This is a genomic window from Ignavibacteriales bacterium (assembly GCA_016709155.1).
Taxonomy (GTDB): domain Bacteria; phylum Bacteroidota; class Ignavibacteria; order Ignavibacteriales; family Ignavibacteriaceae; genus JADJEI01.
The window spans coordinates 1804556-1820330 of the sequence record JADJEI010000001.1 but is presented as its reverse complement, the minus strand read 5'-3'; the positions used below and the strand labels follow the sequence as shown (position 1 = coordinate 1820330).

Below are 15775 nucleotides of genomic sequence, written 5' to 3'. Positions count from 1 at the left end.
ATGAATTTGAAGCTTTATCATTTTACAATATTATACTTATCAGTAATCATTTTTTTTGCAATTGGAAAAATCGGTGCGGGGTTGATTCTTTTTTATAAATTTATTGAGCTGTTTTTTTATGATGTTGATTTTGCATTCAATCAATTAAGCTTTTCAATGGTTGATGTTTTCATTTCTTCAATTATGATAATTGTTATCTTATTCTTTTTTATAATTAAAAGAAAAAAGCTTGTTTGGCTGAATCTAAATATTTCATTAAGCAGAGTTGTTGTAGTTGTGATACTTTCATTTTTTATTTTCGCTCCCATTATTGCTCCCTTCCATCCTGATTTTCAAAAAAACATTTCAGTCACCAAACTTTTAAAACCTTTAGAATCTAAAATCAAAATTCATATTTTCAATCAGGAAGAACCCGGGCAAAATCCAAATGAAAAATTTATTTCTCTAAAGAACAAATCAATTATGAATTCCTTTGATTCGAATATTATTTACGCCGACAGTATTAAAATCGAAGGACAGCTTCTTTGCTATCAATCAGCAAGTAAAATAGTTATTGATATACCAGGGAAAAAGTTAGATGATTTTTGTGCTGTTTCATCCACTTTGTTTTTATTAGGCACTGACGAATATGGGAGGGATATTTTCTCAAGGATAATTTATGGAACGAGAATTTCTTTATTTATCGGATTAACCGCCGTCCTTATTACTTTTGTACTGGGGATTACACTCGGCTTTATTGCCGGTTATAAAGGAGGAGTTATTAATTTAATATTAAATCATACAACCGATATGTTTTTAGCTTTCCCGGTAATTTTTTTAATCATATTAATTCTATCTTTGTTTGGCGGATCAATCCTGTCCGTTATAGTTGTGCTCGGTATTTCGGGATGGATGAGTCTCTTTAAAATAGTTCGATCCGAAGTGATTGCAATCAAAAATAAAGATTACTTTCTTTCTGCAAAGCTGATTGGATTATCTGCCCCTGCCTTAATGAAAGAAGAAATATTTCCAATTATTTTAACCTCTGTGATTGTAAATCTTGTTTTTCAATTCGGGAATGTCATACTTGCAGAATCGGCGCTTAGCTATTTGGGTCTTGGTGCGGGGAACAGTTATCCATCATGGGGGAAAATGATAGAAGATGGACAAGGCTATTTATCTCACGCCTGGTGGATGATAGTTTTTCCGTCGTTAATGTTAATCTTGACACTTTATTCAGCGAATGATATCGCAGGCAAAATAAATTCATCGCTTAAAAAGAAATTAGAATTATGATCAATCAACGATATGTACTTAAGCAAGAATTAGGAAGGGGCAGGAGCCGGGTATTTCTTTGCACCGATCTTGAATTTTCTGAAAAAGATATCGCATTAAAAGTATTATCAAAAGATGCCGACGAGGGTGAACGAAGGATTTTTAGAAATGAATTTTTTACTTTGAAAAAACTTAACCATCCGGGAATAATTAAAGCATTTGAATTCTCAACTATATTGAACTGCGACCCGACAGATTTTGATGTCGAAACAGGAAGTATATTTTTTACATTAGAATATTTTCCCGGGAATACAATTGGTGATATAGACTTTTCAGATGATCCCACCCTGCTTAAAGAAATAATAAAGCAAATATGTTCAACATTGTTTTACCTTCACCTTTCAAACTATATCTATTTTGATTTGAAAACTGAAAATATACTTTGCAGGATTGAAGATCGCACTGCAAAAATAATACTAATAGATATGGGCTTCGCTGCAAAACAGTCTGAAGTCAATTTGCAGGAACGCAGGGGTTCTGCAGAGTATATCGCTCCGGAACTTCTGCAGAACAAACCATTTGATCACCGGGTTGATCTTTACTCACTGGGCATGCTTTTTTATAAGCTTGTCTTTAAAAATTTTCCCTTTAGCAAGTTATCAGAGATTGAAATATACAAAGCACATATCGAAGAGGATTTTACAATTGGACAAACAGAAATTATTCCCGGGCTTTCAAAAGTAATATCTCGTTTACTTGAAAAAGATCCGGATAAAAGATTCGAAAATTCATTACAAATTTTGGGTAAACTTAATATTCAGGTTGACTCTTTAATGGCAAAAGATTTTCAACCGGCATCAATTTTTACCGGAAGAAGCGATATAATAAATATTATCCGAAATTTTTTAAGTAACAGCCAGATATCGGAGACATACTCTTTGCATGGTTTTGATGGAGCTGGTAAAAGTTCTGTTGTCAGTGAATTAGAGTATCTATTTGAAAATGCTGTTGTAATTAGAGCAGGTATTACTAAAACCGGCGAAGAATTTCTAAGATTTGTGTTTAATAGAATTTTATACAGCCCTAATGTTTATTCGTCTATTGGTGATTCATTAAAATCTGAGCTGGCAAAATTCATTGGCAAAGAAAATAGAAAGAATACTTCTGAACTGCGTACTTTGTTAGTATCTATTGCAAAGTCAACTCAACTGATGCTTGTGATTGATGATTATAATCAACTGGATGAATTCAACTTAGAATTTTTCCAGGAAGTTATTCCATTTTTGCAGGTGAATGGTGCAAAAATAATTCTCACTGATAACTCGGGCATTGATTCAAAAGTTAAAAAACTTTATAATATTACTGAACTTGATTTGTCTTCTTTTACTTCAGTTCAGCTTCACGAGTTTATAGATCAAAGTTTTTTCAGTTTATTTCCTAAAACTGAGCTGGAAAAAATTATTCTCAGATATGCAGATTTATTACCCGGGAGCTTAAATAATTTTATAAGTGATTCAATATTTCTGGGGGTACTAAAGTTCTCCGCTGAAGGGATAAGCATTCAGGCAGATGATGAAGTTGATAAAATTCTAAATGGCTCTCAATCCGAAATATTTAAATTAAGGATTGCCTCACTGAGTGAGGAGGAAAAAAACTTCGCACAGATTCTTGCATCATTTGAAATAAATCTTGATGTGCAATCAATGCAGGCACTAACCGGGATGTCCGAAAAGGTGGTTGAAAATATCCTTACAGAATTATTTTATCAAAACGTCATTCAAAATTATCAGGTTATCAATTACATTGCTTTTACTACTGCGGGAATAAAAAAATTCGTTTATGAGACCATTCAAGATAAAAAAGCTTTTCACAAAAATATCGGAAATAAAATCAGAGAAAGACTTTCGGATTTTAATAAGTTGGAAACAGCCCGCCATTTCGAATTAGCTGGAGATACCCCCGCTGTTTTTTCTCTCTATAAAGATGAAATTGAAAATGCTGAATCTATTTCTGCATTTTCTTACCAGGTAAAGTTGCTTAATAAATTGAGCGAATTGCATCTAACTAATGAAGATCAATTTTATGTCTTTTCGTTGCTTGCAGAAAAAAATTATTTGCTGCTAAATTATTCTGCTACATTAGATTCGATTGAGAAATTAGAAAAAGACATTTCTGAGAAAGCAAAGTTCTCGTATTTATGGCTAATGAAAGCTAAATCACTTACGGAAACAAATAAAGCTCAAGAAGGTAAAGACGTTCTTCTTTCTATGTTGAACATCATCAACGAAAAACAAACGAGGCAAATAATACATGTTGAACTAGCTAATGCAGAATATGAGTTAAACAATTTTGAGTCCTCGCTGGAAATCTGCCAGGAAATAATTCAAGACCCAAGCACAAGTAATGAAAATAAAGGAAAGGCTCATAATCTAATTGCTCTTATTCATGTAAACTTCAAGAATAATTTTCAAGAGGCAATGAATCAGTTCTTATCTGCCGCAAAATATTTTAATAAGTCAAAAATTGTAAGCCGATTAGCAAATACATTAAATAACATTGGCAATTTGCATAATCTCACGGGAAATACTAAAGAAGCAGAATTAGCCTGGAATGAAGCTTTAAATATTAATTCATCAATTGGAAGTTTAGTGCAAGAAGCGAATCAGATGTTGAATTATGGCGTTTATTATCACGATATGTTTGATCATCAAAATGCTCTTGAAAAATTTGAAGGAGCACGAAAAATTTTTCTTAGCCTTGGCGATAACGTGGGGGATGCAATTGCGAAACTTAATCTCAGTGAATTATATATCGATCTCAATGAATTTAACGTAATAGATAGGTGGTTGAATGAAATCATCATTACATTTAAAGAGGCAAGTATGGAGGAAGAGGTATGTGAGGCCCGATTCCTTGACGGTTATTTGAATTATATTCTTGGCGATCGAAACGGGCTTTCAAGAAAGATTTTGGAATACGAGAATTTTATCAAGGATAAAGATTTTTCAAATAGGAGTATAAATCATTTAAAATTTCTAAAAGCATTAGAAGGTTTTTCCAATGAAGAAAATAATTTAATCCCTGCATTTTCAGAAGTTGCCAACTGGTATTTTGAAAATGGAGATAAGAAAAATTATCTGCGAGCCTGGAATTTTAGTGTTGAAAACTTAATCAAGTGTAATCAAAGCGAATCTGCACTATCCCAGCAAAAGGATCAAAAATATATTGGTATAATTGCAAATAATATTTTCTTTAATGCTGAAAAAGAGTATTTTTTAGGAAGAATAACTAAAAACTTAAATGCGGCAAAACCAGCATTAGCATTAAACTATTTTGAATCTGCATTAAGTTTATTAAATGATGAAAAAATTTTGGAACTTACGTGGAAAATCCTTATTGAAATAGCACTTTGCTACAAAGAATTAGGACAGATTTCAAAAGCAATTCATTATTCAAAATATGCTTATTCTACTTTAAAATATTTACTCGAAAACATTTCTAATCAGCGCATAAGAAATTTTTACTACCAAAAAAAATCTGTGTCAAATGCTTTTGAGATAACAAAATCAATTCTTCAAAATGGCGGATAAAGAAGTAAAGATTAAAATATTTTCCGATACTGATGATTACTCATCTGTGCGTTCAGCGATCATGCAAGTATCTTTGCCAGGCGTTGAACTCATTTCCTCTGTACCGGGGGCACTCATACCGGAAGCAAACGATATACTGATATTTAATATTTCCTCGACAGAATCAACTTTATTTAGAAGCCTACTAAAGATTAAAAACACTATCACTAACAAAATTATTATATGCTCATCAACCGCTAATGCTTTAGTCATCAGCTCGTTGATTAAGCTGGGTTTTCATTCAATTTATCTACTTCCCTATGAGCTTTACAAATTTATTGACTATTTAAACGAGATAATTTCAAATAACTCGTACATCACTGAAGATAGATTTCATAGGGGCTTTGGATTAAGCGAGCACTCATTTCATTCGATGATTGGAAATTCTGAAATTATGAAAAGAACTATCTCTCTAAGCAGAAGAGTTGCTGAGAAAAGTACTTCAAATATTCTGATCTTAGGCGAGACCGGTGTCGGCAAAGGACTTCTTGCCCGTGCGATTCATAATGAAAGTAAATTAGGCGGCTACCCATTCATTGATATAGTTTGTACGTCCATTCCGGAAAATTTATTGGAGTCAGAACTTTTCGGATACGAGCCAGGGGCATTCACAAATGCTCGCGTAAGAAAATACGGCTTATTTGAACTTGCAGGAAAGGGCACTTTATTTTTAGACGAGATTGGCGATTTAAGCTATACAATGCAATCAAAACTTTTACGCACAATAGAAAAGAAAATAATTCGAAGATTAGGAGGAACTAAGGATATACCAATTCATGCAAGAATTATCTCAGCAACTAATCGTGATTTGGAAGGAATGGTTGAAAAAAATCTTTTTAGAAGAGACTTATATCATCGCCTAAATGTTGTTGCAATTGAAATACCTCCGCTTAGAGAAAGAGTCGCAGATATTATAACTATCGCGAATTATTATGTAAAATTATTTAGCAAACAGTTTGGTAAACGAATTCAAAAAATTGACCTGGAAACCAGACAATTCTTAACTGCTTATCACTGGCCCGGAAATGTACGCGAATTAAAAAATTCAATTGAGAGGGCTGTTTTACTGTGTGATGATAATAAGTTAACGATGAATGACTTTCAAAATCTTTTAAACAGTATCTCGGTTAATATCTCCAATTCAAATAACAACGAACTAATTCCACAACAAATTATTCGACTTGATTTAAATTTTACAGCAGTTGATTTAAAGAAACTTAATAGAATTTTTGCAGAGGAAGTAATGAAAAAAACTCATGGCAATAAATCGCGGGCTGCTAAATTTCTCGGTATTTCTCGTCCACGATTAGATGGATTGTTTAAATAGTTTTATTACTTCTTTCGCTTTATCCACACATTTTCAACATTATTAATTGTAATATATCTTTACAATTCAATATTTTTGATTTGGCAACCGAGTAAAAAATACCGATCCCAAAATCTATTCTTCCTTTTAACACATGAATTAGGAGCCTCAATAATGGCATATTCATTGTTCTAAATAACGCCTAAGCTTAACTATTTCCACTTGTTAAATAGTGGTGATTGTTATAACACTTAAGTGTCATTTAATCACAAATAGGTGCATGTTATGCGCAAACTAACTCTATCTTTCGTTCTTTTGAGCTGTGTAGTAATTGCTGGTTACGCACAAGTTTCTGAGAATGTAGAACAAGCTGTTCGCTTCCGTGTTAATACAGAAGCCACAGTTAATTCTACCGTTCAAAACACAGATGTCTCTGTGTTACGAGGGGAAGAATTGGTTACTCCAGTTCTCGAGAATCGTTCTAACGCACAGTTGGAAGAGCTCGGCAGCCGTTATGGTTGGTTGAAATCTAATTCTCAGGTTGATGAATTGGGCAGCGTCTATGGTTGGCTGAAATCTAATTCTCAAATTGATGAATTGGGCAGCGTCTATGGTTGGCTGAAATCTAATTCTCAAATTGACGAATTGGGCAGCCGCTATGGTTGGTTGAAATCTAATTCTCAGGTTGACGAATTGGGCAGCGTCTATGGTTGGCTGAAATCTAATTCTCAAATTGACGAATTGGGCAGCCGTTATGGTTGGTTGAAATCTAATTCTCAGGTTGACGAATTGGGCAGCCGCTATGGTTGGTTGAAATCTGATTCTCAGGTTGACGAATTGGGCAGCCGCTATGGTTGGCTGAAATCTAATTCTCAAATTGACGAATTGGGCAGCCGTTATGGTTGGTTGAAATCTAATTCTCAAATTGACGAATTGGGCAGCCGTTATGGTTGGTTAAAATCTAATTCTCAGGTTGCGGCCGTTTGGTTGGTTGAAATAATCCAGCGATTCTCCCTTGTAGATCTTCTATAAGAAGCCTTCAATTAATTTTGAAGGCTTTTTTATTTTCATTAAAAAATCTTCGGGATACTTAATTAATCTTCAAAAAATCTTATCAAAATTTTATTACGGTTAGTTCTTATTTTTGCTTCGTGATTTTAAGCATTGTGAAAATATTTTAATTATAAAAATGAATGTTTGCAAATTTTTCTTCATAATTATTTTTGGTTCCTCTCTGTTCGCACAGGAGTTATCAAACTTTACATTGGTCCAGAATAATCGTACAGACTTAATTCAGGTTGTAACGCAGAATGGTGTGGAGTATATAGCCGTAAATCAATTCTCAAATTTGCTTGGGTTAAAAAATATAATTGAAGCGGGTAATCAAAAGATAAAAATATATTTCCCTGATTATGTCCTATCATTGACTGCTAAAAATCCATACTTGATATTACTGAATAAATCCACCGGGGAAGAGCAGACATATCAATTTCCAACCTCTACTATTCCAACTGCTAATGATTTACTCATTCCACTTAACTATTCTTTGCCAATTTTTAGAAAGGCATTAAACAAAAAAATTGTAAGAGAAAATCCTAACCGAATAATAGTTTTGAATGAACCGCCTGTAGAAGATGAGTTAATCTTACTAAATGAATTCAAAGATTACACAGAGGAGAAAATTCAGCTTAATAAAATCATGATCGAATCTTCAGAAGATATTACTACAATCAGACTAAACTTTAGTGAGAAACTTCCCCGTGTAGATAATTTTCTTTGGAAGGGTGCCTTTTCCATATACCTAAAAAATACTTATCAAAGTGTTGAACTGGAGAGCGATTCTACGAAAGGCTTTGTAATTGATTATGAGTCGTTACAACAAAACTCTGTTTTGGCTATTAAGTTTAACCTCACCGAGGATTCTTTAAAAATTCAAACATTAAAAAACTTTAAGGACAAAGAATTAATAATAAAAATAAGTTCTAGAAGTGAATCCGATTGGTTGGTGAAAGAGAGTGATAATTTTAAAATTATTTATCGCGAAGATCACTCTTACCTGGTAAATGGAATTTTAAGTGACGCTGAAAATGCGCTTAAAGTATTATCTAATATTTTTGACTTTACTCCAAACGAAAAAATTTTCATCAACACTTACGACGCTAGCGATTACGGTTTTGGTGCCACTTCAACTGTTCCGCATAATTTTATACGATTGGAAATTGAACCGTTTGAACCTGGTTATGAAATGGTTCCGCACAATGAGAAATTTCAATGGACGATCAGCCACGAACTTTTGCATGTTGTTGTTAATGAACAATCTGGAAATTTTGAAAAAATTCTGCGAAGTATGTTTGGGAAAGTTTCCCCTGAACAAATTCAGCCGTTGACAGTTTTTTACAGTTTATTAACAAGCTACAACAGATACACCCCCCGCTGGCATCAGGAAGCAATTGCAGTATTCATGGAAACATGGCTTTCCGGCGGCTACGGAAGAATTTTAGGAAACTTTGACGAAATGTATTTCCGTTCACTTGTTGTTGATAGCGTCGAATTTTCTGAACCGATAGAATTAGAGGCTTTCACAAGCCACAATTCAATTCTGGTCGAATCAATATTTTATACCTATGGTGCGCGGTTCATTGCTCACCTCGCTTATAGATTTGGCTCTGCTAAGGTAATTGAATGGTATAAAACTGCGCCGGGTTCATTTTATTCAAACTTCGAATCTAAATTTGAAAATGTTTTTGGAACTGAAATGTTGGACGAATGGGATAAATTTATTGAGGATGAAAAAAATTTTCAAAAAGAAAACATAGCCTCAATAAAATCTGCTGCCGTTACACAATTATATTATCTATCCTCAAACTCATTCGGCTGGGTGACTCAGCCACATTATGATCCGATTACTCAGACTCTTTTTTGGGGGAATCATAACTCGCATCATTTAGCAGGAATTTTAAGCTTCAATATTCAAAGCAGAAGCACTAAAGAAATTACTTCTCTGCCTACTCCAAGTATGCTGCAAGTTTCATCTACTGCTTATGACCCATCTAACGGGTTTCTGTTTTATACGACCAACAACAATTTGCTTTATAGAGATATCTGGGTGATTGATACGAAAACTAATGATAAAAAATTACTGTTTGAAGATTATAGGGTGGGGCAAATCACCGTTTCACCAACTACACACGATCTTTGGGGCGTTCAGCATAATGATGGTAAAACATTTCTTATGTTTTCGCCGTATCCATATTCCGAAATGGTGCCGTTGGTGTTGATGGACCCGGGTAATGATATTTTACAGCTTGCTGTTAGTCACGATGGAAAATTTTTATCAGCAGTGATTCATAAAGCAAATGGACAGCAGTTACTTACAGCAGCATCCTGCGAAGAAATATTGAAATCCGGACAGCTTAATTATCAGATAATCAGCGAGAACGGTTCTCCTGAAAATCCATCCTGGAGCTGGGACGATAATTTTATTTTTTGGAATGCTTTCACCAATGGAGTTTCTAATATTTATAAATTTGCCAGGTCAGTTTCGCGAATCACTCCTCTTTCTAATACTTTGAAAGGGTTATTCAAACCAATTGAAATCAATGCTGACTCAATCTTCGCATTTGAATTTTCTGCAGCAGGTTTTATACCTGTTATCTTAAAAAATTCTGAGGCTCTAAAACTCCCTGCTATAAATTATTTTGGTCAAAAAATTCTTAACAAAGAATCAAAACTTTTTGATTGGGTGCTTCGTCCTTCGGATGTAGTTATTGATCAATCACGGTTTACTAATGAGCAATCTTACAGCGCACTTGGCAATCTTTCCATTAATACTATTATCCCTGTTATTTCAGGATTTCAAAAAAAGAAAGTACTTGGTTTATACTTAAGAATAGCCGATCCTTTATTAATTCACGATTTTTCTTTGGAAATCGGCTACTCCCCTTTTAACGAACAAATTGCAGCTCCAAATTTTCACCTTCGATTTAAATATGATTATAAACAAAGAATTACTCTCGCTATTGATCACAATGCAACAGATTTTTATGATCTTTTTAACGAAAGAAAACGAGCGACAATTGGTACAAAATTAAGATTAGGCTATTCAAATTATTGGCTGTTTGACAACCCGATAAAAATTAAACAAAACTCCGAAATTGCTCTTTACACAAACACTGAATTTATTAATGATAACCAGGTTAGAGTTACCGAACCGGATTTTGCAGTTGCACAAACCAATCTGAATATAAAAAATTTACGAAGAAGCATAGGAAGCACTGATTTTGAATTTGGCAACGAATTCAATTTTACTATTATGGCATTTGGCTCTGATCCGAACAATCCGAATTTTGCTGCGGAAGGTCATGGGGAGTGGGATCATTTCTCAACCTACATCGCCCCAAATAATGTTTTTCACTCCAAATTTTCTGCCGGATATCACTACATAAATAAAAATCTTTTCCAGGCACAATATTTCTTTGGCGGCTTTGGAAACAGAGAAGTAGAAAATGAAGATGTAAAACAGTTTAGAAAAGTTTATAGATTTCCAGGCGTTCCGATTTACAGCATCGTGGCTGAGCAGTTTCTGAAAATCATGTTTGAAAATAATTTTCCGCCTATTCGGTTTGCCGATGCATCTTTCGCACATCAATTTCTTAACCACATTGATTTTTCATTGTTCACCCAAGGGCTGCTGATCAAATCTCCCATGCCTGATCAATGGATTGATATTGGTGGACAGGTTAATTTTATTTTTAAACATTGGTATAATCTTGAATCAACTTTTTCTGCTGGAATAGCAAAAGCCTGGTCCAAGAATATTGATGACTGGGAGTGGTTTTTATCATTTAAGATTTTAAAAAATTAACTGCTGCTTTTTAACTAATTTTGATTTAAGAAATAAACCCTTTTTAATAATAATTTTTAATTATTATTTTAGAACTGTGTTTATATCTAATTGACCCAACAATTCTATACATCTGAAAAATGAAATTCTCTGAATTTAAAAAAAAGATCGATGAAGAACTTTCTGCTTCTTCTGACTCGTCTGAAAAAGCAAAAAACTTAGAGATAATTTTAGATATCGTAAAATCAATTAATCACACGCTTATTCTTGAAGATGTTCTGCAGCTTGTTTTAAATAATGCAATCAAGCTGACCAGATCGGAAAGAGGATTTATTGTATTAAAAAATTCAACCGGTAAACTTGAATTCAAGTTGGGCTTAGACTCAAATGGCAAAACGCTTCCCGAAGAACTTTTTAATATCAGCACATCCGTTGTTAAAGATGTTTTTGATACGGGGCAATCAAAATTTATTGAAGATGCACAAAGCGACACAAATTTTGATCCCAGCAAAAGTATTTTAAGACTAGACCTTCGCACTATTCTTTGCTCCCCCCTCATTACCGAGGAGAAAAAGATAGGAGTGATTTATGTTGACAACAAACATCTCGAAAAAATTAACGCCCGCGAAATAACAGATACTTTTGAAATTCTTGCCGGGCAGGCTGCAACTGCAATCCGAAATGCTCAGCTTTATGCCGGCCAGTTAAATGCGTTTAATGCTCTGCAGGAAGCCAATTCACAATTAATTCAAGCAGAAAGGAAAGCTCTTAAATCAAGTATTGATTCTGAAATTGGTCAATCATTGCAAGGACTTGTCCATCTTGCTCTTCTCGAAAATGAAAGTATGATGCGCAGCATTGAAATACTTCAAAAAAATCCTCGCTTCAAAGAAGATAATGAGGAAGCTTTACTGATTGACAGATTGAAATTAAAATCAAAAGTTGCAACTGACAGCATTCGTAATATCCAGAAGTATGCCCAGGTATTACTTGAAACTTCTATTATGAATTTGAATAAGGATAGCGGTGATCTGAATAGAACAATCCAATCAGTGATTAAATATATATCCCCGATGAAAAAATTTACACGTGTCATATTTAAAACCGAGCTTAACCCCCTGCCTCTTTGCAATTATGACTCCGAACAAATTCAGCATCTGCTTGTGCAGTTGTTTACAAATTCTGCAGATGCAAGAAAAGATGCGACTATAGTTATTAAAACATATTCAAAATTTAATTCCGTGTTCGTAGAGGTTACAGATAATGGCCCCGGCATCCCGGATGAAAAGAAAAATATTTTCGAAGAACCTTTCTCCTCAAAGCGAACTCAGTATGGACTGTTCCTCTGTAAAAGTATTATTGACCGCCACAGAGGTCAAATTGGTATAATGAATTTAACTCAAGGTGCCGGTATTCAATTTTCAATTCCTGTTAACTAATATGCTTGAAAATGAATTAAAATATTTCCAACAACTTTATGACCAGCTCAGATTTCCAATCGAGGTTGTAAATGAACAAGGCAAAATTATATATATCAACGAAGCCTTCTCGCTTCAGTGGGGATATTCTATTGAAGAATTGAAAGAGTACTCCATTTTCGATGACCCGGAAATTAAACAGAATAGTTTTGACTTAATTATTAAAAAATCATTGAATGAAAATAAATTCGGAAGCTGCGATAATTTTTCAGATTCTCTTTTGAAGAATAAAGAAGAGGCTGTTCCTCTCTTACGCACGGGAATTTTTGGTTCGCAATTATCGGGTGAAAAATTTGCTGTGCTTTTTCATGAAGACCAGACTGAAAGAATTCTTGCTGAAGAGGAAGTTACGAAAGCAAGAGATGCAGGCAAAGAAGCCGAGCGATTGAAAAATACTTTCTTAAATGTTCTGTCACATGAATTGAGAACTCCACTAAATATTATTCTGGGTTATACCTCAATCATTCGTGAAAATATGCGCGATAAAATGAGTGTCGAAGATAAAATATATCTCGATAATCTTTACAGCGGCAGCGATCGTCTTAATAAAAGCATAACTCACATGCTTGAATTTGCTCAAATTGAAGCAGGCAGCTACACCCTCCATGTTGAAGTGCTTGATTTAATTTCCACACTTCACAATTCTATCAACTTAATCAAAAAGCAAGCCTCCGAAAAGAATATAGACATCAAAAGTGATTTCCCCGCAAAGCCTATTCTTGTTGAGGTTGATACGCATTGCCTTGAGAATGCAATAAATAATATCCTGGCTAATGCCGTGAAGTTTACAAACAGAGGCTTCGTTGAAATTGAAACAAATGTTCTTGAAGAACGCGACCTTGCAATTTGTAAAATCAGAGATACCGGTATTGGCATTTCAACTGAATACCTGGATCATATCTTCCAGCCATTTTCCCAGGAAGATCTGAACATTGGCAGAAATTACGAAGGAAATGGTTTAGGATTAGCCTTGGCGAAAAAATGCATCGAGAAGCTCGGCGGTTCACTTTTGGTTGATAGTATTAAAGGGGTGGGTACAACTTTCACCTTCACTTTGCCGCTTTCTTCCACTATGAAAAAGCCTGTCATAGCTGCAGATTTTGCTTTTAATCAATCCGATATTTTAATACTTGATGAAACCGGTGAAATATCCGATTTAATAAAAGCTTTTCTCAAAAAAGAATTCGCAATCGTCACCCACGACCTTCGCAACTTTAAAATAGATTTCCTGAAGGAGACCAACTTTGGAGTTGTGATTTTTAATGTAAGCAAAAACTTCTGGCAGCAGGGAATTATTATTTGTAAAGATATTAAAACCAACGATCCGATGAGGCGGCCAGTGATTATTATTTCAAGCGAATTTATGGAAGAAAGAATTTCTAAATTTATGGAAGCCGGCGCCGATAAATATCTTATTAAGCCTTTCACTAAAAATGAGCTTGTTGAAGCATTAAAAGAAGTAACGCAAACACAATCTATTAACCGGGATGAATCTTTGTGAAAATAATTTTCGCAGCCCGCTGATCTCCTTTACTTAATGCCCTGCCGTCTTTTACACCTTTCAAATTATCCTTCATTTAAAAGTTCAGAGCTTTGCCGTTTTCAGGATTGAGTTCAACTAAACGATTCATTTCATTATCTTTACAAAGTTTTTTATGGAAAATAGATGAAAAAAACAATTACAGTATTTGGAAGTTCTCTTCCGATTGAGGGAGAGGTAGAGTTTGAGACAGCTTATCGGCTTGGCAGCTTGCTCGCGCAAAAAGGGTTTAATGTTTGCACCGGCGGTTATCAAGGTATAATGAACGCAGTTTCAAAAGGTGCTTATGAAAATCAGGGAGAAGCAATCGGAATTATGGTAGATTTCTGGAATTCCACACCGAGCAAATATCTTACAAAAAAAATTGAATGCGATACTCTCTTCGAACGAATTGAAAAATTAATTTCTGCCGGTGATGCTTACGTTATTCTTCAGGGGGGGACCGGCACCTTGCTGGAGCTTGCCGCTGTTTGGGAATTTATGAATAAGGATTTGTCTCCTTTAAAACCTGCCGCCTGCCATTCAAGTGTTTGGAGCGAAATTACTTCAACAATGGACAAGCAAATGTTGAAAGAAAAACGTAAGACCGGATTGATAAAACCATTTGACACAGTTGAAGAAATTGTAGAGTTTCTTTCTAATGAGTTAAATGGAAAATAATATTATTGTTCTAATAATTCTTCTGCTTTTGCATAAACTAAATCCACTTCAAGCTCTTTAATACATTTAAACTTAATATCTGTTCTCGAACAACTCAGTGGTTTTGGGGAATAAAAAAAACACGGCGAGCATTCAAGATTTAGCGAAGCAATTCTGTATTCTGTTTTCCACGGATGAATATAGTTTGTGTTTGTGGGTCCAATAATGGCAACGACTTTTAACTTTAATGCTGAAGCAACATGCATCAATGCTGAATCATTGGTGATAAATAAATTACATCGTTTCATTACTGCAATGCTTTGAAGAAACGTTTCTGTTTTTATTATGAGTGAATTCTCTGAATCAATCATTGAATTGATTAAAGATTTTAATTCTTCTTCTTCCGGCCCGCCGAATAAAAATATTTTAGCGTATTTCTTAGTTATTAATTTCCCTGCAAGCGCAGCAAACTTTTCTGCTTCCCACCTTCGTTTGATATGATTTTTTAATGTTGCACAGCCGGGGTGAAATCCGATTACTAAATCAGATTTATTAATGTTTAATTCATTCAAGTATTTTTCAGCAAACTCTTCTTCTTCATTTGAAAGATAAATTTCCATTGGAGGTTCATCATCAAAATTTTTGTTAAGAAGCTTTTCGATAAGCTTAATATTTGTTTGGACGTTATGGACAGAATCATCTTCTTTAACAGTAATATTATTTAACCAGCCGAGATTCATTTTATTGTCACGGAGATACTCAACAGCAGCCCTTTTCTTTGCACCAATTAAAAAGCTGATTAGATTATATTCTTTGCGGTTGGAAGGATAAATAGAGATTATTGAATCATATTTTTTCCTCAAATGAAGAACAAACTTTAATGAGACAAAAATATTTTCTCTTAAAAAATTAAAATGAAGAACACTATCTATGAAAGGGTTTTTATCATATATCTCTTTAACCGCTCCGAACATAACCAGCGCATCAATACTTGAATCAGGCGAAGATTTTTTTAGCAGCTTCAAGGCGGGAGTAAACATCAACGCATCGCCAATACCGGAAAGAGCTATTACTAAAATCTTCATA

Annotated in this window: 9 protein-coding genes; 8 read left to right on the top strand and 1 reads right to left on the bottom strand. The window is 34.3% G+C overall.

The annotated features are described in order from the left end of the window. The 8 genes from IPH11_08670 (at nucleotide 1) to IPH11_08635 (ending at nucleotide 14710) form a co-directional block, all read left to right on the top strand. A complete protein-coding gene (locus IPH11_08670) occupies nucleotides 1–1275 on the top strand; it encodes an ABC transporter permease (protein MBK6913729.1) in 1275 nt (424 codons plus the stop codon). Further along, the gene (locus tag IPH11_08665) at nucleotides 1272–4844 is read left to right on the top strand and encodes a protein kinase (protein MBK6913728.1); all 3573 of its coding nucleotides are present in this window, start codon (nucleotides 1272–1274) and stop codon (nucleotides 4842–4844) included. The genes IPH11_08670 and IPH11_08665 overlap by 4 nt, the downstream gene beginning before the upstream one ends. After that, nucleotides 4834–6210, top strand: coding sequence for a sigma-54-dependent Fis family transcriptional regulator (locus IPH11_08660; protein ID MBK6913727.1), 1377 nt, complete (start codon nucleotides 4834–4836; stop codon nucleotides 6208–6210). Before IPH11_08665 ends, IPH11_08660 begins: the two co-directional genes overlap by 11 nt. A gap of 264 nt (nucleotides 6211–6474) precedes the next feature. Next, nucleotides 6475–7221: a hypothetical protein gene (locus tag IPH11_08655; GenBank protein ID MBK6913726.1), complete on the top strand. Its 747-nt coding sequence runs from the start codon at nucleotides 6475–6477 to the stop codon at nucleotides 7219–7221. Between the two features lie 157 nt (nucleotides 7222–7378). Beyond that, entirely contained in the window at nucleotides 7379–11053 is a 3675-nt protein-coding gene (locus IPH11_08650; GenBank protein ID MBK6913725.1) for a hypothetical protein, read from the top strand. 119 nt (nucleotides 11054–11172) lie between these two features. Next, nucleotides 11173–12471, top strand: coding sequence for a GAF domain-containing sensor histidine kinase (locus IPH11_08645; GenBank protein MBK6913724.1), 1299 nt, complete (start codon nucleotides 11173–11175; stop codon nucleotides 12469–12471). A 1-nt stretch (nucleotide 12472) separates the two neighbouring features. After that, nucleotides 12473–14011, top strand: a complete 1539-nt coding sequence (locus IPH11_08640) for a response regulator (protein MBK6913723.1) — start codon at nucleotides 12473–12475, stop codon at nucleotides 14009–14011. 165 nt (nucleotides 14012–14176) lie between these two features. Next, complete coding sequence (locus tag IPH11_08635) at nucleotides 14177–14710, top strand: LOG family protein (GenBank protein ID MBK6913722.1); 534 nt, start codon at nucleotides 14177–14179, stop codon at nucleotides 14708–14710. A 2-nt stretch (nucleotides 14711–14712) separates the two neighbouring features. Here IPH11_08635 and IPH11_08630 read toward each other — a convergent pair whose 3' ends face one another. Beyond that, nucleotides 14713–15774 carry a glycosyltransferase family 9 protein gene (locus tag IPH11_08630; GenBank protein MBK6913721.1) on the bottom strand — a complete coding sequence of 354 codons (1062 nt, stop codon included), beginning with the start codon at nucleotides 15772–15774 and terminating at the stop codon, nucleotides 14713–14715. Between the last annotated feature and the right edge of the window lies 1 nt (nucleotide 15775).